The organism is Rickettsiales endosymbiont of Stachyamoeba lipophora (assembly GCF_003932735.1).
Lineage (GTDB): Bacteria > Pseudomonadota > Alphaproteobacteria > Rickettsiales > 33-17 > RICK01.
Genome location: NZ_CP033611.1, coordinates 366,811 through 392,194, shown reverse-complemented (window position 1 = coordinate 392,194; position 25,384 = coordinate 366,811). Strand labels below are relative to the sequence as shown.

Here is a 25,384-nt window from a genome sequence, read left to right as displayed (position 1 = left end):
TGTCGTAATCTAGGAACTTTAAAACCTAATAAAGATTATGATACTCAAGGTGATTTAAGGAAAGCTTATATCGTATAAATTTCGTGATGAAAAATTGTTAATAAAAACAATGCAGGTTCTTTAATTTATTTAAAAGAGAAACGGAGTGCTTAAGCTGTAATCAATTTGCCAGCTATAATATGATAAGTGGTGTTAATTGTTATCTCGTCTAAAAAATCTTCTTCATGAGAGATTACAATTAGTGTTCCAGGATAATTTTGTATTACTTGAATAATATGATCTTTTGTTTCTAAATCTAAGTTGTTGGTAATTTCATCCAAAATTAGAAGCGGTGGTGTTAAACTTGCAATTTGTGCAAGGGTAAGCCTCGCTTTCTCTCCACCAGACAATGTAGAGGCCAAAGCTGACACCTCTTCATTCTTACGGAACAGAAAATCATTTAGATGGCGCCTTACTTCAGTATGAGACCAAGCTGGATGTAAGCCATGAATATTTTCTAAAACAGTTTTATTAAGATGAATATTATTATAATGCTGATCTAAATACCCTATTAGTTCATTGTTAGGCATTTCCCAATTGCCTGACTTACTAACTTCTGGATGATTAATAATTGCCCTAATCAGTGTTGATTTGCCAGAACCATTATCTCCTTTTATAGCAACTCTTTCCCCTAAAGAGATGGATAAGTTAATACCTGATATTATAATTGAATTATCATATCCACAGCTTCCTTCGGTGATATTGACTAGTGTATGCTTATTAAATTTTGATGAATCAATATTAAACTTAGGTAACATCATCTCAGGTAACCTAATATCTGAGAGTTTTCGTGTTAAAACTTCTTTTTTATCATTAATGCTGCTATACTTATTACCTGCAGTTTGCTGAGCACAATTAGATTTTTTATGGGCTAATATCTTATCACCATCAAAACTTTTTGCTCCTTTAAGTTTACTTTTCTTAAACCGCTCTTGTTCTTTCATGAGAGCTTTATGAACTTCTTTTTTTTCTCTCTCTATTAACTCCAGCTCTCGTCCTATTTGGTCACGCTCTAATTTAATCTTATTTATATAATCATCATAATCTCCAGAAAATACTTTTATACTTCCATTATCAATATGCCATACGGTATCCACACATGTACGTAAAATCTCAACATCATGCGAAACGATAATTAAAGTCCCGGGGAATTTTCTTAAAGACCTTATAAATGAGCGGCGATTTTTTAAATCTAAGTGATTTGTTGGTTCATCAGGTAACAAAATATTGGGGTCCAAACTTAAAGCTTGTGTAAGTGATTGATTGAATCTTTGGCCACCACTCAATTGGCTAAAATCATCAATGATCTGAGGTATATATCCTATGATAGCATTCTTAGGTATATGTATTTCACCTTCACTAGGTTCAATTTCACCATTAATTATCTTAAGCAGGCTTGATTTTCCGCTTCCATTATGTCCGATAATGGCAATGCGGTCACCATATTGGATCTGCGCATTAAAATCTATAAAGCAAGCTTTATGAGCCAAAAATAGTGAAAGATTTTTAATGATTATTGGTCTATGAAGCATAACCAATTTTTAAAAAGTTGAGTATATTAAGCTATAATTGACTATTATTAAAGTCAAATTGAAACTCAGAAATGTGTTTTAAAATGTAAAAATTACAGTTGAATGCGGTACAATTGGCGTGCAAGAAATTTTTTGTCAAATATAAAAATTGGTGCAAAGCCTAGAAAAAAATTGGTTGCGGGGGCCAGATTCGAACTGACGACCTTCAGGTTATGAGCCATAAGGCCAATTACTTTATAGGCCTTTATGGGGTAGGATATACCTTGACAAACTCTAGGTTTTATCCTAATTATTACTTTATAAAGTAAAATAATTTTTTATCAAATTTTATCTCTATGGTATCCCCAAAGTATCCCCAAGCAGAAAGTAAAATTCAAAGCTTTACTAAAAAATATTTAGATGAGTTGCCAAATGCTGAGCCTGGTAAACGGAGCTATTATAAAGATTCTAAGGTGAATGGATTAGAGATCATGGTCACAGATAAGGGTAATAAATCCTTCAAAGTAACCAAGAAAAAGAATGGGCGCATTATTAGAGTTACTATAGGAACTTACCCGGACATATCAATTGAGAATGCCAGAAAAGAAGCTTTTCATATCAGTGCACAGATTGCTCAAGGAATTAATCCTAATGAGGAAAAGCATAAAGTTAAATCAGAAATTACCTTTGGAGAAATGTTTCATCAATTTATGGAAAGATATAGTAAGAAGCATAAAAAATCATGGATTTATGATGAAAGAGAGGTAAATAAATTTTGCATTCACTGGTTTAAGAGAAAAGCTTCAAGTATTACAAAGCAGGAAATTCAGCAATTGCATGAGAAAATCGGTGACATTAACGGTAAAACACAAGCCAACCGCTTATTGGAAAGAATACGGGCTATATATAATAAGAACATTGAATGGGGGTGGGAAGCTCAAAATCCTACTAATGGCATAAAAAAATTTAAGGAAAAATCACGAGATAGGTTTTTACAAGCGGATGAATTACCTAGATTTTTTGAAGCTCTTAACGAAGAAGAGAATGAAATAGCTAAAGACTATATTTTGATATCTCTACTTACGGGAGCTAGAAAAAGTAACGTATTAGCAATGAAATGGAAAGAAATTAACTTTCAAGCTAAAACTTGGCGTATCCCCGAGACAAAAAATGGAGAGGCTTTAACTATACCATTAACAGATCAAGCGCTTGAGATATTATATCAGCGGCAAGTCGATAATTTAAACGCTGGCTTTAAAGATAGTGAGTTTGTATTTCCTTCTAAGAGCTCTTCTGGTCATTTAGTAGATCCTAAAAAAGCTTGGAAAAGAGTTTTAGAGAAGGCAAGAATAGACGATCTTAGAATACATGATCTTAGGAGAACACTTGGTAGTTGGCAAGCCGCAACTGGTGCAACTACAGCTATTATAGGCAAATCATTAGGGCATAGAAGCCATCAAGCTACTAGGGTGTATGAGAGGTTAAATATTGATCCAGTAAGAGATTCAGTAGAAAGAGCAACAAAGGCTATGTTTGTTAATATGGAAAAAATAGAGAAAATATAATGGAAGAGTATAAATTAGCATGCGGGCTACCTAGGCCTATCAGAAAGAAAATCAAAGTTTTATTTGCAATACTTAATTATCCAAATCTTGAAAAAAGAGATAAACATCTAGATTATATAAATTTTCACCGTCCATTATTTGAAAACAAATTGATGAAGGAGGTATGGGAACAACTATATAAAATTAATCCTCAAAATATAGTTTTATTTTTAGAAGAGTTAATGTTCATTCCAGAAATATTGAAATATGAGCAGGAAAGAATTGCTTATGTAAAAGCTAAAAAGTCTATAGAGAAAATAAAGAAGTATAATTATATTATTAAGGCTATATTGAAGAATTTGAAAAATGATAAAATTGGCTATTTCCCAGAAACGGAGTTTAATCAATATTATCAGGAGTTTAACAAGGGATTGCTTCGTTATGAAGAAAATGATTCTAAAATACTCAAAAGCCCTAGGCTAATAAAGGTACAAAGTAGAGGATACCCCATGTTAATTCCGAGTTCGCAAAAATTTATAGAAGAAGTATTTTATATTAAGATTATATATTGGCTGATGAAAAGTATGTTTAGACAACCAAATTACTCATATATTATTATAATAGTCAATGTTTTGTTTCCAAATTATAAAAATGACGGTAATGAAAATCTCGATAAGAATTATATAAAAGCTATTGTAAAAGATATTGATAAAATTATAGATTAAAAGATTTTATCAAAAATATATCAAAATCCTACCCTCCCTATTTTACCCTTATGTATTAACGTTGATTTTACCTAATAAGGTATGATCAATTTTTAATATATGAGGTGATAATGATTCCGAAACAGAAACATAATATATTACTGCCAACCCCTGAAGCAGCTGAACTTATAGGCGTGAAACCTAATATGCTGGAAATTTGGCGAGCAAAGGAAGTTGTTCGCATTCCCTACATTAAAATAGGTAGATTAGTAAAATATCGTCTATCGGATTTAGAAAAATTTTTAGACGATAATAGCCAATTTATTGTAGAAAATAATGAAGCTTAGAAATGAGTAATATAGCAGACTTTCTAAGCTTTATAAGTAGCAAAGGTTTTAATTGTAAGAAGCTAATTAAATATAATTCATTTATTAGGTTTGGAAGGAATAATGAATTTTGGCTGATTTTTTATGGAGAATGTGGATTTTTTGGTAATTGGAGAACAGGAGAAAAATATCATTGGTTTTCAAAGCGAAATAATGACCAAGACGCTCATAAAAAATACAAATATTATACACTTAAAATGCAGCTTGATACGGAGATTAGAGACAACCAAGAGAAAATAGCAAAAGAAGCCCAAAAGATTTACCACCATGCATCTCTCACAGGCTTCTCAGATTACTTAAAGAAAAAGCAGATAAAGGAATTAGAAAATGTATCGGTTTAGCAATAATAATTTACTAATTCCAATTTATGATATTAACGGTAAATTATGGAATTTACAAACTATTTTTCCCAATGGTAATAAACGTTTTTTGAGAGGAGGAAGGAAAAAGGGCTGCTTTACGATTATAGGAAATAATTTTGCAGAGAGTAAGATAGCACTATTAGCAGAAGGATTTGCCACCGCTGCATCCATTCATTTAGCTACAAAGATGCCGTGCATAGTGGCATTTGATGCTGGTAACCTAGAGCCTGTACTGCAAGTAATATACAGCCACTATCCTAATAAAAAATATATTATATGCGCAGATAACGATATGTACGGTAAGCAGAATACAGGAGTTATATCTGCTTTAAAGGCAGCTAGAATTTGCAATACTAAAGTGATAGTGCCTTCATTTCAAGATACTGTTACTAAACCAACTGACTTTAATGATTTACATATACTGGAAGGATTAGGTGCATTAAGAAAGCAACTCTTTGAGGAGATTTGTAATGCAATCTAATATAAATATACCTTTGAATGTTGTTAATGTGGAGCAGCTGCTAAAAATGGAATTGCCACCACGAGAATTTATTGTTCATCCTATTTTGCCAAAACAAGGTCTTGCAATGATTTATGCCAAAAGGGGGATTGGTAAAACCTTTGTTGCTCTCCAATTATCATGCTGTATTGCAAGTGCAGTAAATATGTTTGACGATAAGTGGAAAATAGAAAGACCATATAAGGTGTTATATATTGACGGTGAAATGCCTGCTAATACCATTAAAGAAAGATTAATGAGTTTAGTGGATAATTTTCAAGCGATGAAAAACTCTGACAATCTAAAAATTATAACTCCTGATTTGCAAAAAAACGGCTTAATGCCAAATTTAGCTACACTAGAAGGTCAGCAATTACTTGAAGAGTATGTATTAGATACTGATGTTATTATAATAGATAATCTTTCTACCTTATGCCGTAATGGCAAAGAAAATGATGCAGATAGTTGGATACCGGTTCAAGAATGGTTGTTGCGACTGAGAGCCTTAGGCAAATCTATCATAATTATTCATCATGCTGGTAAGAATGATCAACAAAGAGGAACTTCAAAAAGGGAAGATATTTTAGATACAGTAATAGCTTTAAGGCGGCCAGAACACTACAAAAGTTCAGAAGGAGCAAGATTTGAAGTGCATTATGAGAAATCTAGAGGTTTCTCAGGTGAAGAAGCCAATTCCTTTGAAGCGAGGCTTAGTATTGATTCTAATACTAATAAGGCAAGCTGGATAGTACATGATATAGAAGATGCAGATCTAAAAAGAATATTAGAATTACATAAAGAGGGCTATACTCGAAGAAGAATATCAGAAGAGCTAGATAAAAGGAAAAGTGCTTCTACTGTTCATCGTATTCTTAAAAAAGCACAAGAAGAAGGTGTAGTAGCATAATGTTTGTTAGTTAGCAATTAAATACCCTATCTTGTTTCACTGTTTCATTCCCTTAGAGAGTAAAACAGTGAAACAAGCATTTAGTTAAACAAATTATGAAACATCTTTGAAACATGCATAGCTAAAAGCTTTGATTTAGTTACCTTATAGATGAAACGCTATGTAAAACATTAACGAAACAAGAGAATTTAAAAGAGTTGTAATGGTATGTTTAATTTTTAGTTAACGGAGAGAAAAGTGAGGAAATCAAATAATCCTAAAGGTAGGCCTCGTAGCAAAACCATCTTAACTCAAGATGATAAAGATGCGATATTATGCCTAGCTGCCATGAATTGCACTAAAGAAGGTATTCGTCAATATCTTGGCTTATCAAATGATGCTTTTTATAGAGTATTACTTAAAGAGGTTGATACTCAAGCAATCTTACAAAAAGGCTATGCGCTGAGAAACTGTTTAATTAGAATGAAACAAATGGAAGTAGCAATGAATGGTAACGTTCAGATGCTAATTCATCTGGGTAAATCAGAACTTGGGCAAACTTATAATAAACACCAAATTGCTAGCATACTATCTAATAATACTATCAGCATGGATAGTACAACATTACAGAAAATAGCTCGAACAATTATAAAGAATGATTGCCTATAGCATCTTTATGATGGATATCTTTTACAAACCCTCTATAAGGCTAAAATTATCTTTAATTATCATATTTTGAAGTTAACTGTAAAGGATATCTGAGATATGGTAATCATTCTTTCTAAACCATTAACTGCCTGGTAGTAAAGGAGCTTCTGCCATATTGTGCTGCTAGTCTCGCTTTATCTGCCTCTACCATAGCATCAAATATTTCAATGCCGTTTTTAGGTAAATATTTATGCATGAGCACTTCTCCTAAGCGAACATAATATTGTTTAGTGAAGTCTTCTTGTCTTACTGTTGCATTAGTTAGTTTAGCAAGTTTCTCCATAGCTTCTTTATCTGGATGCATAATATGTATAGAGGGTTTATTATGCTCATCCAGGCGGATGCTTAAATTTAAGGTCGAAGGCTCAATTTCTAAATCGTTACTAATTTTATTTAACAGTAGCTTTTGAGCTATTTTATCTGCAATAATATTCATCCTAGGATGTATATGAGCAAAAGTTAAACAATCCTCACCATTATTATTGCGCTTGGTAAGATCAATGTCAGTCTCTTCTATTAAGGCATCTGCTACCTGCCATTCGCCAAATTTTATTGCAGCAAATAAAGGATTCACAATTATATTCTTAAACCTCAGGTTTAGGCTGGTATGATGCTTATTGATATCAATATCTGTAACTCTCATTAACTCTAGAGCAACTGCCGTGCGATGTTTTTCTATTGCAACAATAAGTGGAGAGTGAATAACAGCAGAGTCGGGATCAGCAGTTTCATGGTCATATTGTAAGCAATAATTTATATTAGCGCCACGAGATAGAAGGAGATTAACTGCCTGTTGATGGCCATTTGCTGCAGCAAGTGCTAAAGGAAGGCTTTCTACATGATCATCAGGGCCAACTAACCCGGTATCTAGAATTTGAGATAAAGCTTTAATATTTCCCACTCGGGCTGCCTTAGATAAAGCATCTTTTAGTCTAAGCTGGATTTCTTCAAGATTATCTTCTTCAGTTTTATCAGCTGACCGATGAGCTAGAGTAAGAGGAAGTAAATAATCAATAATTGCTTGATGATTACCTAAAATAGCAGCACTTAAAGATCCATAGCAAGCTTCATCATATTCTTGTTTTATATTTTTCTTGTCTATACAACCGCATATATTTACTTTTGCACCTCGCTCAATAAGTAACTTCACAATATCTATAAAGCCTAAATAAGCTGCATATTGTAAAGGTACTTTTTCTTCAAAGTTCTCTGCTGGCTCTAGTCGTGCTCCGTGATCTAATAAATACCTAACTCTGGTTATATCATTAGATTCTACTGCTGCCATAAATAGATCTTTGCCAACTAGCTCAATATTAGAAATTTCATTGAGGGCGTTAGTAAGTTCATTAGCAAACTGCCCGTTTTTTATTGCTTCTAAAACTAACCCATTGCTACCTCTAATAGGAATTATGCGCTCTTCTTCTACAGTAGTTACATTGCGCTTATTTAAGGGTTGATTTTCAATAGCTTGAATAGAGGCTGTAGGTACTAAGCGCAATAAATGTAAATCGTCTCGAGCCCGCAAGCGCATAGTCGCTAAGTGTTGACCAATATCAAATAGCACGTAAGCTACTTTATAATATATTCTATTACCGTATTTATCCTCTCCCAATGTATCATATTGATAAATTACTTGAGGGATTATCTGTTTTGATTCTACCAGAGGTTCTAGATTACCAAATGTTTCCTCTTTAAATTCTCTAACAGCAGCGCTTATTAAGCTTAGATCACCTTGATCCTTAAGTCCACCAGGGAATAAATATTCTTGCTTAAGCAGACCATCTTTACCCAATTTTTTACCCATGACCACTACTTCTTGGCCATTTGAGTCAAGTCCTTTTACTACTGCCACTACGCCAATTTGATGATGTTGGCAGAGAATATCATATTTATCTCTTATATCTTCAGTTTTGGCACCATATTTAATTAAGAGATCTGTAATATCATTATAACCTTTTTGCTTTGCTAACTGATAAGGGGTAAGGCCACTTAGAGAAGCAATATTAGGATCAGCCCCTTTGCCTAATAAGAAAGAGGCTAGTTGGTAACGTCTAGTATCGCTGTTATCCTTCATTTTAGTGTCATATACACTCTGATGGCTATCTAATAGGAAATGTAGTGCGGTAAAACCATTATCAGGAGAAATAAATGAGGGTCCTGCACCTACCCTAGAAATATGCACGTATTGCATCTGAGAATTAAGTGGTGCTCCTCTATTAACAGCCTCAATTATTCCTGCAATATTACCATTGAGGATAAAATGCATGAGAGGAGTTTTACCATATTTAGTTTCTACTTTAATATCTACACCATGATCTAATAAGATTTTAAATGTCTCAACATTTCTTTCTTGCATGCCTTCTTTCCAGCTATTACCAAAACTATTATCTGCTGCAAAAGCTAAAAGCCTTTGATCTCTCAAAGGATCTACACCATTGGCAATTAATCTTCTTAACACGGCAGGTTTTTTACCAAAGCAAGCTTCACCAATTATTCCCAACTCATTTAAGTTACATCCCGCATGCTGTATATTAACCTTGTGTGAAATGAGAGGATCGTACTCATCGGGTGATTTTAAAGTAAATAAGACATCAATAAATTCAGGATCATCTTTTTCAACTGCTTCACCTAATACCTCTACATTTATATCGATTGCAGTAAGATCGGCCCCATGATCAATTAAAAACTGAGCAGTTCGTGCACGATTTTGATATTCTGGATGGCCAGCTAATTTAAATAAGCTTTCTTTAATATCATCTTGTTTAAATCTACCATTGTTGATAAGTTGCCTAAATAGCTCTAAATCACCTTCTTCAAATGCTTTCTTTTTTAAATGCCATTGATGATCCCAGTCGATACTGGAATGTTCTCCAAATTGTGCTTGCACAGGCGGGTGCTCTATTTTTAGATAGGCATCAGGTAAATCTAAAGCTAACTTACCAGGAAGTTTCCCTTCTGGATAAACCCAACCCGGCATCAGTAGATTCATTCCTGTGGATAATACACGCATTATCTCCTGTAGGTTTTCGGAATGCATAGTATCGCAAATATGCTGATAATAATTTCCACCTATTAATCTAATATGCCTTGCAAATTGCAGTGCTAATCCTTTCAATACCTCTTTACCACAGAAAATTTCATCTCCCATAGTTAGTGTTAAGGTGTGTTTATTACCATCTGGGTAGGTATAGGTATAAGTTTTAGTTTTTTCTTTATCATTATGACTATATTGAAATAGCGTTTCTCCAAAATAGCTAGGACGTGAGATAGTTTGTTTAACATAATCAGTTAAATGACCACTTACATAAAAACCTTTAAAGCGATGCTCATAATCCTTAAATAATTTATTTAAAGAAAGGATAAAAGTATGGCCACCTGAGCGGTCTAAAAAAGCGGGAGTCCGATGATCACCTATGCCTACTGTAAAAAAGATATCATCATCGCCTGCAGTTCTGCCTGTATTACTATTTTTTACTGCGCGCTCTAAGCGTTCTCTTTCGCGAACTGAAAGCAATGCTCCTTCTTTACTAATTTCTTTAAAAGCATGGGTTTTATGTTTTGCAGTAAGATTACTAATAATAAGCTCTATAATTTTTTGCTCAGTAGGGCTAATGTTACCTAAAAATTCACGCTCGCGTGCAATATTTTTTTGTGAAGCCTCTACAATGTTAATGCCATGCTCGAATTCAAATTCTTCAAATGAACGTTCAGTATAAATATGGTAAAGCTGAGCTTCCCTAAGTAATTGTTGTTCATTTGGCTGAGATGGGAATGGAGAGCTAGATGCATCCGACATAACAATGTCTCCAGGTTCTAACTTGGTAGCATTTAAGGTAGAGGGATTGCTCATATTAAACCTATTTATTTTTCTATTATTATTTTTTACTTTATATGGCTGAAAGGACAGTGCTATAAGGTTTTTTAGTATTTGCTGTTTTATAGAAAATCCTTTAGAGAATTGAGCATAAAACTAGCAAGATAGAAATGCCTTTTCATAAAGTCTTATGGGCAAAAATCTACTTATATTACCATTTAGTCAATTAAGATTTATAATTTAAAATCAAGCAAGGAAATAGTATTAAAAAATCATTAATAGTTATTGCATTTTTCATTTTTTTACCTAAGCTTCCTTTGGAAAACTGAAATTATATAGGTAATAATTATGTCTAATCCACAAAATCTTTCTATCATTTTAATGGGAGAAATCTGCAGGGATATAGCCCCTCATGCTGTGGCAGAAAATACAATAAAGCAACTTCATAACTTATCCATTCCAATTGTATATTGTAATGAAGCAAGTAGTGAGTTAACTGCAAAAGATATTTACGATACTTATATAAATACCAATCACTTTAAAGATTTAGAAGCATTTATTAAGAATAATAATCTCCAAAAATATATTATATCCAAGCCAAATTTATACTACTCATATTTGCCATTTGAAAATCATATAAAAATTAGTGAGGAATTAAGAAAAGCTTATCCAACTGCTCCTCAAGGTTTATTACCTCAGCTAGAAACTGGAATTCAACGTTTAGAGAGTGATAAAAAACAAGTAAAATTGCTTGAAACTATAATTAGCCTAAAAATTCCATATATAGGCATCGATGATGATGTAGAAGAAGCCCACAAGCATGGAACGTATGATTCCAGCTTAGAGCTTAAACGTATCAATAATATGATTAAAGGAATTTACGACAGGGGAATTAAACAATTAAATAACAACTCAGGCATTATAATATGCCAAATAGGTATTAATCATGTTGGTCGTTTAGCCGCGAGTTTTACTGATTATTTGAAACAACACCCTAATCAAAAATATAATATCCAGCTATTGCCTATATATATTTCATCTCCTTATGTAGAGGATCAAATAGCTCACCACAAAGATTTCATTACCGAAACTAAGAGAGAAGACTCACAAGTATTACAATTACTTTATCAACAGGTTGATGTAACTGAATGCGTTTTCCAAGAAGATGCAAAAACCGGTAATTTTAGCTGCCAAGAATATGATCAGATAATCGAACAAGCCATAAAGCATGCTAAAGGTAAGACTCAATTCTTTATACCTGATTTAAATGAGACAAAATTAGCTTTAATTAAAAGCTTAAATGGTGAAATAATATTAATAAATGAGCGAGATAATTCTGGTAGAATATTGATTGATTCTGCTGTGCTAAAAAAAGAGCAAAGAGAAAAGTTAGGAATAGATAGAAAATTAATGAGAGGATCTGGTGCAAGTTTTGAGCTAAGACGGAGTTTTTTAGCTAGCTTTACAGAAATTAGTGTTGAAAATACCATGAATGCAAATGAAATAATAATCACCTTTCCAAATTCAAGAGCAGAACTAATAGATAAGGTGCATAAACAATGGGATTTAGTAATTAAAGAGCATGAAGATATTATAAAAAGCTTAGCATCAAAAGTTTCTGCAAGATCAATAATTTAAAATATTATTTCATAGGTAGGTGACAAATTATAGATCATCTACCTAATGTTTTTAGTGTTTTTAATTTCGATTTAAAAATATTTAAGTATACGAACTATCAAACTTTGGTTAAATAAATCTTGCTTAGAACCTTAAAAGTTATAATTTGATAAAAATTAGGTATGAGGAATTAATATTATGATAGGCAAGCCCAAAATTTCAATAGTCATTCTTGGCAAAATTCATCGTGATCCAATGGCTAATGCTGTGGCAGAAGAACTTGTGGGTAAACTTGCCAATCAACAAATTCCTATAGTATTTTGTACTGAAAAAGAGCATAATCCTAATCTACCAGAACTACTAGCTCATTTATCAAATCAAATACCACTAACAGAAGAATATATAAAAAAGAACGATCTTCAAAAATTCTTTGAAACAAGGCATGGGCTTAAGCTTCCTTTTGTATCATTAGAGAATCAATTAAGACTTTTAAAAGAATTAGAAAAAATGCCAAATAGTTCTAGTTTTTCTCCTTCTAAAAGTTTGCAGGATATTATTTGTATAGAAAGTACCAAGAAAAATCTTAGCCTTTTAAAAATTATTAAGGAACTTAAAGTTCCTTATATAGGAATCGATAAGGATTATCATTTAGTGCATTCCTCAACTCCAGAAGACCATGAAATCGAGCTTAAAAGAATTAATAATATGGTAACAGGAGTTACGCAGCAAGCTTTTAAGGAATATGATAATGGCTCAAAATTAATCATCTGCCAAGGTGGTATTATCCATACTCATCGCTTTGCCGCAAGCCTTATGGCCTTTATTCAGGATAATCCAAACTTGCCATTTGATATAGCAATATATCCAGTAACAATACATTCAGAGTATGTACAAGACCAGATTCCTGGTACTAAGGAAGTAATATTCTCAATGCAGCAAAATGATTCTCAAGTGCTAAAATTGTTATATAGGCAAATGAATGCACGTGAAATATTCTTTGAAGAAGATCAAGTAACTGGAACATTTAAGTCGGTTGAATTTGACATGCTAATTAGCCAGGCAATAAACCACGTTAAAGGCTTAAGCTTAACTGTATCACCAGCACCTCAAAATGTTCATGTACAAAGTAGTTCACGAAGTAATGTGTTACCAACAATAGTACCATTCAGAGGCGATAAACCAAAGGTTGCATCTCAATTGCTTGTATCTAAAAAAGCTATTTCAGTCGGTGAATATGATGCACAAGATATGGCCGAAATTAAGGCTATATTGGCTTTGGAAGTATATTATCTTGCAAAATTTCCCACGGTAGCTCCAGAGTTACTTCGAAAGGTGGCAACGCCATCTATAAAAACAGAGGAAGAAATTACAAAAGCTATTAAAACAGCTTTTGTAGGTAAGCCTTCTTTGTCTGAGGAAACTCAAGAGATGCTCTATCAAGAGTTAAAAATTATCAATCAATATGCTAATAAAACCAAGACCGAGTTAAGGCTAAAAAGCCAGGTTGACTATTCTAATGTTGATATTGCTAAAATGTTTTATGATAAGGCGTTAGAGTTAGTTATCGAAAATATGTCCTCAATGGAAAGAGAAAGAGTATGAAATTAAGCAGAAAGCTAAATCGTTAGTTGTTTATATAAAATATACAAAAAGCCTATCATGGTTTAAGTTTAAAATAAGCTACAATGACTGCATGAGCGTAAGCAAAGTCTCTAGATACTTTGTCTTGTACTAATCCATGCTTAAGAAGTCCTGTTTGATTATATTTGCCACTTAAAATTTGGGTTTGCAAATGCTCTAAGATTTTAAGTTTATAAAATATATAATCTAGTTTATCAATTCTACTAAAGCTTCCATCATCATTTATGGGATTTATTCCTGGGTTTATCATAACCTATAAAGGTAGTGTTTATTCCATCATATAAGCCTTGATCAAAGGCATCCGATAAGCCAAATTCTTTAATAAAGCATAAGTTTGTTCATCTCTATCTTGATGAAAGCTCCGATCGCCAACCGAAATAAAAGTCTTTTTTATATGAAACCTAAAATATATTTAATAATTATGGATAAAGCTAAGAGTATTTTTTTTGTGGCAAAAAGTATCCCCAGGGTATCCCCAAGAAATTTTATGAATATAAATGATTGCTGAAAAGACTAGGAAAAGATTGGTTGCGGGGGCCAGATTCGAACTGACGACCTTCAGGTTATGAGCCTGACGAGCTACCGGGCTGCTCCACCCCGCGTCAACATGGTTGAGTTTATATATTTTATTAAATAGAAAGTCAATAGTTATCTTTTATTTATTTACAGCAAAGATCAAGAAAGCTACAACAAGTGCAATTGCTTGAAATATTACTCTTGCTACCATTAATTTATTCGAAAATTTTTTATTTAGTTTTCCACCCCGTGCCATGAGTAGCACTCCAGCAATTACAATTGCTATGGTTATAAACATGAAAATAAGGAGAGTAACTTTATTCATAATGATGTTGTAAAAGAATTATGCTCTTAACTAATACTAGATAAGTAATCAAAATTCAATATTTAATAATAGGTAGAATAATAAAAGATAAATAATGGAGCGGGTAATGAGATTCGAACTCACGACTTCAACCTTGGCAAGGTTGCGCTCTACCCCTGAGCTATACCCGCGTGTGGTTGAGGTTATAAAATAGTTTTAAAAAAAAGGCAAGCATAATTTTTTGTTAAAGTTTCACCTTGGTGGAATACATAATCGTTATTTACAAAAGTGAGTTAATTGAATATTAAATGGGCATTTTTTAACACTTTTAATTGAAATTATAAAAATTATGACAACTATTCGTGAAGTAACCAAACCTATTTTCCAAGAGACCGACATTATTGCTAACCATTCTAATGAACCAAAGGAAGTGGCTGCAGCATGCCAAGCGGATAATGGTGACTATAAAGTAGCAGAGAAATCTTATGCTGTTCTACGGCCTAATGAAGAAATGCTACGTTGGATGAAAGAGCTTGTAAATAATCAGCATTTAGTTGTTAAGGAGATAGTAAGTAAAGAATATGTTATTAGTGATGTTTTGGTATTTTTGTATGTTATTAAACAAATAAAATTATTAGATGAGCCCTTGTTCAACAAAGTATGGGTTATTTTAAAAGCTTATACCAACATACCTATGACAGAATTTAATTTCGTAGAAATTGAGAGTATTTTTGCTAATTATGATGGTAATGGGGTTCCACACCTAAAAGATGTGTTAGAGATTTATAGTAAGCAATTAACAAGCGATAAAAGTACATATCAAATATCCCTTTTAGTGGGACGAATAGCAATAAATTTTGCTATCATTAGTCTTCTATTAAAACATACTGGAGATAATAAATTATCTTTACGGGAGCAATTGTTGCTTATTAGAGAAATTTACAAGCATTTTCCAATATGGGTAGATGAATCTCAGGTGAGTATAAATGATATTATACCACCAATTAGATTTAAAACCGTTCCCTTGTTTGCATTAATATATGCAAATCTGAATCATTATACTGAATATGAGATTGTAAATAATAAAGAACTTATTTTAGATATTGCTAGGCTTACTAAAAGGCAACTGGAAGAACTGATGGTTAGCATAGAGTATCAGCATACAGATAGGGAAAGTTTTGAAACGATGAATTTAATGATATTACTTTGTATGAGAGTAATATCATTAGTTCATAAGCAAGATAAGGTACCTGATGTTAATGTTGAATTAACCTATGAGGAGCTTTTTGAAGATGGTGGAAACAACCGGTTATTCAATATACTTAGTGAAGTGTTGGATATATATTCTTATTTAGTCATTTCTGTAACCAATATTCATCATCAATTTAATCATCCCAAAATTTTTGCACAAAATGAGGAGTTGATATCTGATCAAACGCAATTAAATACATTTTTTACTTTTTGTTACCTTAGGGAGCCTTTTAGCGAGATGGCTAAAAAAGATATGAACTACCAAATTGCTGTACTAGAAAGGATACGAAAGAGCCAAATAGATGCTTTTGCATTCCCGAATATTAGCCAGAAAGCAATGTTTTATTTAAATGATAAAAAAGGATTAAGACAGTCCGAAATATTTTCAACTCAATATCTAATTGATAATTTGCTAGTTACAATTCTAAATCAAAGTGATTATGAACGAATAATAACCCCTATTTTGTCTCAAACCTTAGAGGCTTGTTCCCTTGAAGAGGTGTTACTTTTATTACGTATAATCAATCAAACTTTAAAATATCAAGTTTGGAATCAATATAATATTGAGGATTTTATATCGAAGGAGAAAGATAGCTGCTATATTCCTACCCAAGCAGATATGTTACATCTTTTAAGTCCTGCTACTAAATGTAAGATTATTATCCCGCAGGCTGTACAGAAGAAATCTTTAATAGGATATGTTTCTTTATTGTTACAAATACAACAAGATATAGGAGATTATCTAGCTAATATAGAGGCTGATAAAAGTTTTATTATTAAGCAGCAAGTATATTTTTATGCGAATTTATTGCCTTTATATCTGGTTTGGCAAAAAATTGATGAAAAATATTCTGAGAATAAAGCAAAGAATTTTATCCAATGGCAACTAAAGACAACCTACGCTAAGCTGGTCAATAATATGCAAATATTGTTTGATTATGTGCCAGTGGAAAGTAATTGGCAAGATATTGTGATGATACATTTAAAAAATATTGTGTCAATGTATGCTAGCAACCAATGTATCAATGGATCGTTAAAAGAAGCTGCACAATATCTTCAAGCGATAATTGAAGATATTCATATTAGGCCGTTCGGAGTGTATGCAGAGGTTCAATCTGGTTGCTATACTATAGTTTTCTGTAAAGGGATTAAAAGCTTTTTTGATGAAATGAAAATGTCCATATCTTCTAATCAAGATGTTGCTTTACCAAATATTAATCAACAAAATCTTGAAGGATTGCTTTATTTGATATTACTTCGCCAAGCGGTGTCTTTAACTAACTTACAAGCAGCCCGGGGACACGGAGCCCAAGCATACATTGTCTATCAATATGTTAAGGAGTTTTATCAAAACTTAGAGAATCATCCAATATATAGTAATTATGCGCATGCAACATTTGCACGATTAATATATTTAGCGAGCAAAGAAGAGTCTTATTATTTAGGTCAAGTAAGTAAAAAAATTACTTACTGTATTAACCCATATTTTATCCAAAATGGAAGAGTAGATATTGTTTATGAGCAGACACATGTTGAAGTAGATCAGGCTATTATACAAATTTTACAAGGATCATTGCCTGACCTTAGTAGCCAGCATAGTTATGATAATCTTGTAGTTGCGATTAAACAGGTTAGTGAGTCATTTATTAAAATAAATGATTTCAATATTGGTATGACTAAAAGGCAGTCGTACGATGATATACTTTATTTGATATATTTTAATTTTGAAGAGTTTTATTGTTTTTCAAGAGTGCTTTTCATCCATGCAGAGGCCTTAGCAAGATATCCGCATTTTTTAAAAAGTTTAAATAAGATGTTGCAATGGCATAAATCTTTTAATACCTTATTAGACCATACAGACTCTCATACCAAACTCACTTACCAGCAACTGAGCATGACAGTTAAAAATAAAATTGAAGCCATAATCATAGAGTTAGGAAGAACCAGAGAGCAGCTATTTGCACAATTAGTAAGTGAAGAAAAAAGAGCTTTAGCTAAAGGTTCTAAGACTTCATCTAAGGGCTGCCAGAAAAAAGACAAAAAAAGTAAGCTGGCTGAGACACCGCAAAAATTGTTGGTTTTATCCTCGCCTCGCCAGGGAGATGCTAAAGAGAAAATAACTGGATTTGAAAGGGTAATTGATTTTTGGATCAATAACGTTGATTCATATCAAGCTGTTAATGCTGGGTTAGATGTAAATCCATTTGCATTGCTTGATGAAAGTTTTATGAAATTAACGCTTCCATCACTTGAGATGCAACAGCAACTTGTAAAATTATCTCCACCTCAGTTAGTAAGGTTTAAAAAGATTTTGGGAGAGCGAAAATCTCAGCAATTTGAAGACTATTTAAAAATTCTAAAATTCATTGTGGATCATGATCATAGCGCTACAGCAAAGCTGAATTTCAAGAAGATTAGTATTTATTTTGAATTACTAAAAGATTGTATTAACTTACCTAATCTCCATTTAATGCAAGATATGTGTGATAAGTATAAAAGCCATGTGGGGATTAATGAGGAAGAGCTTAAAGCTTGCCAAAATATTATCTTCTTGTGTGGCGTGGGAAGAAATTTATTTGCTGAAATTAAAAGATTGACTGCTTTGCTTGAAAAATCAGTAATAATGAAAGATCCTGTATTTCAAAAACAATTAGATGATTGGCAAGAAGCTTATACAAGTATTTTTATTATTGCCTACAAATTAAGTTTAGTGATAACCGCCCATAACCAAGAAGCCAACAGGCGAATTGCAGCACTTAAGGCCTCAGGAATATGGGAGCAAGGTAATCCTGAAGTTCCTTCAGTATTAACTAGATTTGCTCATTCTTTAGAAGGTAAGGGCGTAGTGTTGGAGCAATTTGCTACAGAGGTTGGAAAAGAAAAAGACAAGATTGGCAATAACGCTGCCAAGCAGGGTGAGGTTAAAACGACCTTGCAATTTACTCCATCTAACCATAGCTTTGCTCAACAAGTTAAATCTAATCAGAAAAAGCAGAGTATAAATCAAAATACAGTAGCTGTTTAAACAAAAAAGGTGAGAGCGTAAAATATTTATAAGTTTAGATTGTTAATCATTAACCAGATTTTTAGAGTTGCTTAAACCTTATAAATATTTTATAACTACCATCTTAGATTTTTGGCATCATTTTGGCATCATAAATCCATATCAATTTTCCATTTAGGGAATAAAAAATGAATATTTTTCGCATTAAAAATTTAGAAGCAGTTATAAAATCAGTTGAAAAAAGTGAGCTTAAAAAAACTCTTTCAGCCTTTGATTTAATTATGATGGGTATCGGCGCAATTATTGGAGTGGGGGTTTTTGTAATTATCGGAGCCATTGCAGCAAAATATTCAGGTCCGGCAATTACAGTTTCATTTTTAATTGCGTGTTTAGTATGTATAGTTACAGCTTTGGCTTATTCTGAGCTTGCAGCGATGATTCCCACTTCTGGAGGTGCGTATTCTTATTGTTATGTTACACTTGGTGAAGTTTTTGCATGGATTGTCGGTTGCTTAGTGTGCATGATGTTAATATTTGGTGCGGCTGCAGTTGCTGTAGGATGGTCTGGTTATGTTATAGGTATTTTACAAGCAGCGGGGGTGAATATTCCACTGGCTATTACTGCTATACCTGAGCAGGGTGGGATGATCAATCTGCCAGCGATTATAATTACTTTAATAATTTCTTTGTTGCTTATTAGAGGGACCAAAGAGTCCGCATTGGTAAACACTATTTTGGTAGTTGTGAAAATGGCGGCAATTGGATTTTTCATAGTGGTAGCTCTTCCTTCATTTAATTTGGATAATTGGGCCAATTTTATGCCTTTTGGATTTGATGGAGTGGTAGTAGGTGCGGCCTCGCTATTTTTAGCTTACACTGGTTTTGATGCGGTAGCCACAGCAGCTGAGGAGTGTAAAAATCCTAACCGTGATTTACCTATTGGTATTATCGGTTCATTAGTCATTAGTGGTATTATTTACGTGGTTGTTTCTGGTATTTTAACTGGAATAGTACCATATTTTGAATTAAATAATGCAGAACCCATGGCATATGCATTGCGTAAAACCGGCAGTAATATTGGTTCATTGCTAGTAGCAGTAGGAGCTGTTACAGGGATGACTACTGTATTAATTGTGCAAATCTATGCAACCTCAAGAGTATTATATTCTATTGCGCGTGATGGTTTGTTGCCTAAGATACTTGCCCGGCTTCATAGCAAGTTTTCCACTCCTGTATTTGGTATTTTGCTCGTTGGATCATTAATAGCGTTGATTGTTGGCTTTTTCCCACTTGCAACAATTAATAATATAACCAGTCTTTCGGTACTGTGCTCTTTTGTATTTGTAGCACTTGCTGCTATGAAGATGAGAATTAAGCATCCGGAAGTCAAGCGCCCGTTTAAGTGTCCTTATATTTTTGTAATAGCGCCTATTTCAATTATTGCATGCATATATCTTATTCAAAAGTTAATCTATGAAGTGGGTATTGCTTTTATCCTTTGTTTGGTGGTTGCTTTAGTATTTTACTTTGTTTATGGAATTAAACATAGTGAGTTAAATAAAGTGAGCATTTTTGAAACGGGTGGCGACTAATATGAGTTTGTTAAGAAAAATTGATCTTACTACCATTAAAGCCGAATTTGTTGAAAATAACCTTAAAAAAACCCTTACTGTTACTGATTTGACCATGCTAAGTATCGGCGCCATTATTGGGGTGGGCGCCTTTGTGCTGACCGGTATTGCTGCCGCAAAATTTGCCGGTCCTGCAATAGTGCTCTCTTATTTGCTTGCAGGGATTGTGTGTATTCTAACCGGATTGTTATACTTGGAGCTTGCAGCAATTATACCAACTTCTGGGAGTTCTTATAGCTATGCTTATGCCTCAATGGGAGAAATTGTTGCTTGGATAGTTTTTTGGTTCATGATGATGGAATATACCACCGGTTCAAGCCTTATCGCCATAGGGTGGGGTGGCTATATTAACGGTATACTTGAATCAGGATATGGAATTTTTATTCCTAAAGATTTTCTTACTACTCCATGGGAAGGCGGGATTATTAATTTACCTCCAGTATTAATTACCCTTGTGCTGACAATGCTTTTGATTAAAGGAACCAAGGAAAGCTCTATTATAAATATCATATTAGTGGTAATTAAGACTTTGGCGCTGATATTGTTTGTAGTGTTTGCATTTCCTAATTTAAATTTTGAATATTGGGAAAATTTCATGCCTTTTGGAGCAAAGGGTTTGGTAACTGGCACTGCTACGGTAATTTTAGCTTATGTAGGGTTTGATGCTTTAGCTAGCGCAACGGAAGAAAGTATTAACCCTAAAAGAGATTTACCTATAGCGATTATAGTATCATTGCTAATTTGTATTTTAATATATATGAGCGTTTCAGCTTCCTTAACTTTAATTGTGCCGTATTATACTTTAGATAATGCTGAGCCTATGGCTTATGCATTGCGGGCTATTGGTAATAAATATGGTGCAATTATTATAGCAGTTGGTGCTGTTGCTGGGATTACAACTTCTTTAATTGTACAAATATTCGGCCAATCAAGAGTGTTGTTTGCTATTGCGCGGGATGGACTTATTCCTAATAAATTATCTGTAGTTCATAAAAGATATCATACACCCTATATTAGTACTGTTTTTGTTGGAATAATAATTGCATTAGTAGCGGGATTGGTGCCGTTAGAGTTTATAAGCAAGCTAGCTAGTATTGGAATTTTAGTATCATTTTTAACAGTAGCAATAGGGGTGCTAATATTCAGGATTAAAATACCAACATTTCAACGTTCTTTTAAATGTCCTTTAGTGTGGATTGTTGCACCATTATCGTTTATAATATGTATGTATTTATTAAGTGATTTATTAGTTACAACCTGGGATGTTTGTTTAGTTTGGCTGGTACTAGGGATTATTTTTTACTTCGCATATGGCTATAAAAATAGCAAATTAAATAATTTAACCGAATAGTATTTATAATGACTAAAAAATTGCAGGCAGTTAGGGGCACTAAAGATTGGTTTGCTCAAGAATTTGAACAATTTTTAGAATTAGTAACTCAAGCGCGTAATGTTGCCTTAAATTACGGATGTAAAGATTTAGCTACGCCTATTTTTGAATTTGCTGAGGTGTTTACTAAAAGCCTTGGTGAAACTTCCGATGTGGTAGGCAAGGAGATGTATACTCTTAATGATAAGGGCGGAGAGCTACTTACCTTGAGGCCTGAATTTACTGCAGGCTTGGTACGAGCATTTTTCGCTAATGGATTTAAACAACATTTGCCACTTAAGCTTTTTAGTTATGGACCAGTTTTTAGATATGAACGGCCCCAACGTGGTAGATTTAGGCAATTTCATCAATTAAATGTGGAATTTTTAGGCATTAATGATGCTTTCGTGGATGCAGAGCTTATTTCCTGTGCTTATGATATATTGCTCAAGCTTTCAAAAAATAATCTTGAACATGTCACGTTAGAAATCAACTCATTGGGCAATAGTATTTCAAGAGCAAGTTATCGTAAAACTTTAGTAGAATATTTAAAGGATTTCACAAACGATCTTTCAGAGGATAGTCAAAAGAGGTTGATACAAAATCCACTAAGAATTTTAGATTCAAAAGATGAAGGTGATAGAAAAATTATAGTGAATGCCCCAATTCTTGCTGATTCTCTAGATCAAGAATCTCAAGGGTATTTTGCACGAGTGCTAGCTCTTTTAGATAATTTAGAAATCGGCTATAAGGTGAATGATAAATTGGTGCGAGGGTTAGATTATTACGACCACACTATTTTTGAATTTACTACTACGCAACTTGGTGCGCAGGGTACAATTCTTGCAGGTGGAAGATATAATGGTTTATACCAAATGATGGGCGGTGATGATGTACCGGCGATTGGCTTTGCAGCAGGAATTGAAAGATTATTAGAGTTGTTTAGCAGTAATATTAATATAAAATCAAAAAAACCGATTGTAATTGCAGCAATTGGGGATGAGGCCAAGCAACTTGAAATTAAGCTTGCCAAAGTATTAAGAGAGCAAGATTTTTATATCGAAGTACCTTATAACAAAAAAGATATTGCGAAAAAATTACAATTTGCTAACAAAATAAATGCAGTTGCGGCCATTATTTTTGGCAAAGATGAACTTGAAAAAAATCAAGTGAAAGTCAAAAATTTATTAGCTTCTACAGAGGAAGTAGTAAATATAAGCCAATTGATAGATTATCTGGCAAATTTTAGAAATTAGGAGAAAACCTTGAGTTTTGAAGCAAGCTTAGGAAAAATAATTGAAAAACATCATGTTATTGGAGAAAGATTAGCCAGTGGTGAAATAGCAGGCCAAGATTTTAACAAGCTCTCTAAAGAATATTCAGATTTATCCCAAATGGTTGAGGTTATTAATGAATATGACAAAGCTAAAAAAGAGATTGATGATTTAAAGGCAATGCTTAAAGATCCTTCACTTGATAGAGAGATGAAGCAATTTACTTTAGATGAATTGTTAGAGCTTGAAGGAATGTTTCCATCGTTAGAAAAAAAGGTAAAACTCTCTCTACTTCCTAAAGATGAAGATGATGAGAAGAATGCTATTCTTGAGGTAAGAGCAGGAACTGGTGGTGAAGAAGCAGCATTATTTGCAGCAAATCTTTTTAGAATGTATCAACGTTATGCGGATATCAGAGGATGGAGATTTGAGGTTTTAGAAATTTCTGATACTGGTATGGGTGGACTTAAAGAGGCTTCAGCTTCTATTGCAGGCAGTGGGGTATTTGCTCGTCTTAAATTTGAATCTGGTGTGCATCGGGTGCAAAGAGTGCCTGAAACTGAATCTAGTGGGCGTATCCATACTTCAGCAGCCACCGTAGCAGTATTGCCGGCAGTAGAAGAGGTGGATATTAAGATCGAAGAAAAAGATCTGCGTATCGACGTTTATCGCGCAAGTGGTGCTGGTGGTCAGCACGTGAACACCACCGAAAGTGCGGTTAGAATTGTACATATTCCTACCGGTATTACCGTAGCTATGCAAGATGAAAAGTCTCAGCATAAGAATCGTGCTAAAGCGATGAAGGTGTTGATGGCCAGGCTATATGAGCATGAGCGTGAGCAAAAAGATAAAGAGCGTGCCGCTCAAAGAAAAGGCCAAGTAGGATCAGGAGACCGTTCTGAACGAATTAGAACTTATAATTTCCCCCAAGGGAGAATTACCGATCATCGTATCAACCTTACTTTACATAAAATTCAAGAAATTTTAGAGCAAGGCGAACTAGACGAATTAATAGAAGCATTAAGAACAGAAGATGAAGCAATCAAACTATCCGAAGCAATATGATATTGATTATTTGTTGAAATTTACAACTAATCTTCTTAAAAACGCCGCAATAGCTTCTCCTAATTTAGATGCAAGACTATTGCTGATGGAAGTAAGTTCGTTCTCAATTGAAGAGCTTATTAAAAATCATAAAACCAGCCTAAGTGAGCTACAAGCCAACAAGCTTGCTGATTTAATAGAGCAACGGTTAAACGGTAAACCAATTTCTAAGATAACGGGCAAGAAATTTTTCTGGCAAGATGAATTTATAGTTAATGAACATGTGTTGGATCCTCGTCCGGATACCGAGTGTTTAATTGAAAATGTGTGCAAGCTGCTGAAAAACAAAACCAACGAAAGCCTTAGTATTTTAGATTTAGGGGTGGGATCAGGATGCATTTTATTATCGTTGCTGCATGAATTTCCTCATGCTACAGGAGTAGGAATTGATCTTAGTGAGCAAGCATTAAACGTTGCTAAGCTTAATGCTAAAAATTTAAAACTAGAAGATAGGGCTAAGTTTAAAATTAATAACTGGTTAGAAAATATTACTGAAAAATTTGATTTGGTGGTTAGCAATCCACCTTATATTAAAAGCGATGTTATTGCCGATTTACAAAAGGAAGTAAAAGAATTTGATCCGATGCTAGCATTAGATGGTGGTGAAAATGGGCTTGACTGTTATTGTTTAATCGCTAACAATTTAAACTATATTACAAATTTAGGTGCTTATTTTGTTTGTGAGATAGGTATTAATCAAGAACAAGATGTGATTACTATAATCGAACAAAATTCCGATTTTAAACATGAAAATTCATATAGTGATCTAAATGATGTTACGCGTGTAATTGCTTTTTCAAAAACCAAAGGGATTGTATGAAAAAAAGACATAAAAGTTATTCAAAAAGTTATCATGAGCATGATGATAATAATGCATATATGGGGCAAAAATATTATGAAAAAGCTAAATCTGCTAGGCAGAATTACTTAGATCTGGCTAGAGACATGATTGCCCAAGGAGATAGAGTGGCAGCAGAAAATTGTTTTCAGCATGCTGATCATTATACGCGCATCCTTAATGACGTAAACCGTAAATCTTATAACAAACCTAAAACTCAAGAATCTGCACGAAATAGCAATGAAAACCAGCCTACTAATCAAGATGATGTTGTGGCTAAAAAAACTGAAGAAAACATAGCTGAAACTAATCAGGCTTTAGAAACTGCTTAGATGAAATATTATAATATTTCACGTAATTAATAAAAATACTCATTCTCTAT

At 33.4% G+C, this 25,384-nt stretch carries 20 protein-coding genes and 2 tRNA genes; 16 read left to right on the top strand and 6 right to left on the bottom strand.

Annotated elements, in window-relative coordinates:
• Positions 1 to 149: 149 nt before the first annotated feature.
• Positions 150 to 1,571 carry an ABC-F family ATP-binding cassette domain-containing protein gene (locus tag EF513_RS01715; protein ID WP_125215690.1) on the bottom strand — a complete coding sequence of 474 codons (1,422 nt, stop codon included), beginning with the start codon at positions 1,569 to 1,571 and terminating at the stop codon, positions 150 to 152.
• Between the two features lie 335 nt (positions 1,572 to 1,906).
• On the opposite strand from EF513_RS01715, the gene EF513_RS01710 reads away from it, so the two are divergent.
• From EF513_RS01710 to EF513_RS01680, 7 genes are all read left to right on the top strand, one after another.
• A complete protein-coding gene (locus EF513_RS01710) occupies positions 1,907 to 3,115 on the top strand; it encodes a tyrosine-type recombinase/integrase (RefSeq protein WP_125215689.1) in 1,209 nt (402 codons plus the stop codon).
• The gene (locus EF513_RS01705; protein WP_125215688.1) at positions 3,115 to 3,819 is read left to right on the top strand and encodes a hypothetical protein; all 705 of its coding nucleotides are present in this window, start codon (positions 3,115 to 3,117) and stop codon (positions 3,817 to 3,819) included. The genes EF513_RS01710 and EF513_RS01705 overlap by 1 nt, the downstream gene beginning before the upstream one ends.
• Before the next feature lie 110 nt (positions 3,820 to 3,929).
• Positions 3,930 to 4,145, top strand: a complete 216-nt coding sequence (locus tag EF513_RS01700; protein ID WP_125215687.1) for a helix-turn-helix domain-containing protein — start codon at positions 3,930 to 3,932, stop codon at positions 4,143 to 4,145.
• A gap of 2 nt (positions 4,146 to 4,147) precedes the next feature.
• Positions 4,148 to 4,525 carry a hypothetical protein gene (locus EF513_RS01695; protein WP_125215686.1) on the top strand — a complete coding sequence of 126 codons (378 nt, stop codon included), beginning with the start codon at positions 4,148 to 4,150 and terminating at the stop codon, positions 4,523 to 4,525.
• The gene (locus EF513_RS01690; RefSeq protein WP_125215685.1) at positions 4,512 to 5,027 is read left to right on the top strand and encodes a toprim domain-containing protein; all 516 of its coding nucleotides are present in this window, start codon (positions 4,512 to 4,514) and stop codon (positions 5,025 to 5,027) included. Before EF513_RS01695 ends, EF513_RS01690 begins: the two co-directional genes overlap by 14 nt.
• Entirely contained in the window at positions 5,017 to 5,952 is a 936-nt protein-coding gene (locus EF513_RS01685; protein WP_125215684.1) for an AAA family ATPase, read from the top strand. The genes EF513_RS01690 and EF513_RS01685 overlap by 11 nt, the downstream gene beginning before the upstream one ends.
• A 237-nt stretch (positions 5,953 to 6,189) precedes the next feature.
• Positions 6,190 to 6,600 carry a hypothetical protein gene (locus EF513_RS01680; RefSeq protein ID WP_125215683.1) on the top strand — a complete coding sequence of 137 codons (411 nt, stop codon included), beginning with the start codon at positions 6,190 to 6,192 and terminating at the stop codon, positions 6,598 to 6,600.
• 112 nt (positions 6,601 to 6,712) lie between these two features.
• Here the strand turns inward: EF513_RS01680 and EF513_RS01675 are convergent, their stop codons facing one another.
• Positions 6,713 to 10,489 carry an ankyrin repeat domain-containing protein gene (locus EF513_RS01675; RefSeq protein WP_125215682.1) on the bottom strand — a complete coding sequence of 1,259 codons (3,777 nt, stop codon included), beginning with the start codon at positions 10,487 to 10,489 and terminating at the stop codon, positions 6,713 to 6,715.
• A 312-nt stretch (positions 10,490 to 10,801) separates the two neighbouring features.
• Between EF513_RS01675 and EF513_RS01670 the strand changes: the two genes are divergently transcribed.
• Both EF513_RS01670 and EF513_RS01665 read left to right on the top strand, forming a co-directional pair.
• Positions 10,802 to 12,091 carry a hypothetical protein gene (locus tag EF513_RS01670; protein WP_125215681.1) on the top strand — a complete coding sequence of 430 codons (1,290 nt, stop codon included), beginning with the start codon at positions 10,802 to 10,804 and terminating at the stop codon, positions 12,089 to 12,091.
• A 177-nt stretch (positions 12,092 to 12,268) separates the two neighbouring features.
• Positions 12,269 to 13,672, top strand: a complete 1,404-nt coding sequence (locus EF513_RS01665) for a hypothetical protein (RefSeq protein ID WP_125215680.1) — start codon at positions 12,269 to 12,271, stop codon at positions 13,670 to 13,672.
• Positions 13,673 to 13,727: 55 nt separating this feature from the next.
• Here EF513_RS01665 and EF513_RS01660 read toward each other — a convergent pair whose 3' ends face one another.
• From EF513_RS01660 to EF513_RS01645, 4 genes are all read right to left on the bottom strand, one after another.
• Entirely contained in the window at positions 13,728 to 13,961 is a 234-nt protein-coding gene (locus tag EF513_RS01660; RefSeq protein ID WP_125215679.1) for a hypothetical protein, read from the bottom strand.
• 275 nt (positions 13,962 to 14,236) lie between these two features.
• A tRNA-Met gene (locus EF513_RS01655) sits at positions 14,237 to 14,313 on the bottom strand.
• 53 nt (positions 14,314 to 14,366) lie between these two features.
• The gene (locus tag EF513_RS01650) at positions 14,367 to 14,552 is read right to left on the bottom strand and encodes an HIG1 domain-containing protein (RefSeq protein ID WP_125215678.1); all 186 of its coding nucleotides are present in this window, start codon (positions 14,550 to 14,552) and stop codon (positions 14,367 to 14,369) included.
• Positions 14,553 to 14,647: 95 nt separating this feature from the next.
• A tRNA-Gly gene (locus tag EF513_RS01645) sits at positions 14,648 to 14,722 on the bottom strand.
• A gap of 158 nt (positions 14,723 to 14,880) precedes the next feature.
• On the opposite strand from EF513_RS01645, the gene EF513_RS01640 reads away from it, so the two are divergent.
• The 7 genes from EF513_RS01640 (at position 14,881) to EF513_RS01610 (ending at position 25,334) form a co-directional block, all read left to right on the top strand.
• Positions 14,881 to 18,807, top strand: a complete 3,927-nt coding sequence (locus EF513_RS01640; protein ID WP_125215677.1) for a hypothetical protein — start codon at positions 14,881 to 14,883, stop codon at positions 18,805 to 18,807.
• A gap of 167 nt (positions 18,808 to 18,974) precedes the next feature.
• Positions 18,975 to 20,378 carry an amino acid permease gene (locus tag EF513_RS01635; RefSeq protein WP_125215676.1) on the top strand — a complete coding sequence of 468 codons (1,404 nt, stop codon included), beginning with the start codon at positions 18,975 to 18,977 and terminating at the stop codon, positions 20,376 to 20,378.
• Between the two features lies 1 nt (position 20,379).
• Positions 20,380 to 21,768 (top strand): amino acid permease, encoded by a 1,389-nt coding sequence (locus EF513_RS01630; protein WP_125215675.1) that lies wholly within the window; start codon positions 20,380 to 20,382, stop codon positions 21,766 to 21,768.
• A gap of 8 nt (positions 21,769 to 21,776) precedes the next feature.
• Positions 21,777 to 23,042: a histidine--tRNA ligase gene (gene hisS / locus EF513_RS01625; RefSeq protein ID WP_125215674.1), complete on the top strand. Its 1,266-nt coding sequence runs from the start codon at positions 21,777 to 21,779 to the stop codon at positions 23,040 to 23,042.
• A 9-nt stretch (positions 23,043 to 23,051) separates the two neighbouring features.
• Positions 23,052 to 24,125: a peptide chain release factor 1 gene (prfA, locus tag EF513_RS01620; protein WP_125215673.1), complete on the top strand. Its 1,074-nt coding sequence runs from the start codon at positions 23,052 to 23,054 to the stop codon at positions 24,123 to 24,125.
• Positions 24,094 to 24,984 (top strand): peptide chain release factor N(5)-glutamine methyltransferase, encoded by an 891-nt coding sequence (gene prmC, locus EF513_RS01615; protein WP_125215672.1) that lies wholly within the window; start codon positions 24,094 to 24,096, stop codon positions 24,982 to 24,984. Before prfA ends, prmC begins: the two co-directional genes overlap by 32 nt.
• Positions 24,981 to 25,334, top strand: a complete 354-nt coding sequence (locus EF513_RS01610; RefSeq protein WP_125215671.1) for a DUF4167 domain-containing protein — start codon at positions 24,981 to 24,983, stop codon at positions 25,332 to 25,334. The genes prmC and EF513_RS01610 overlap by 4 nt, the downstream gene beginning before the upstream one ends.
• Positions 25,335 to 25,384 lie beyond the last annotated feature (50 nt).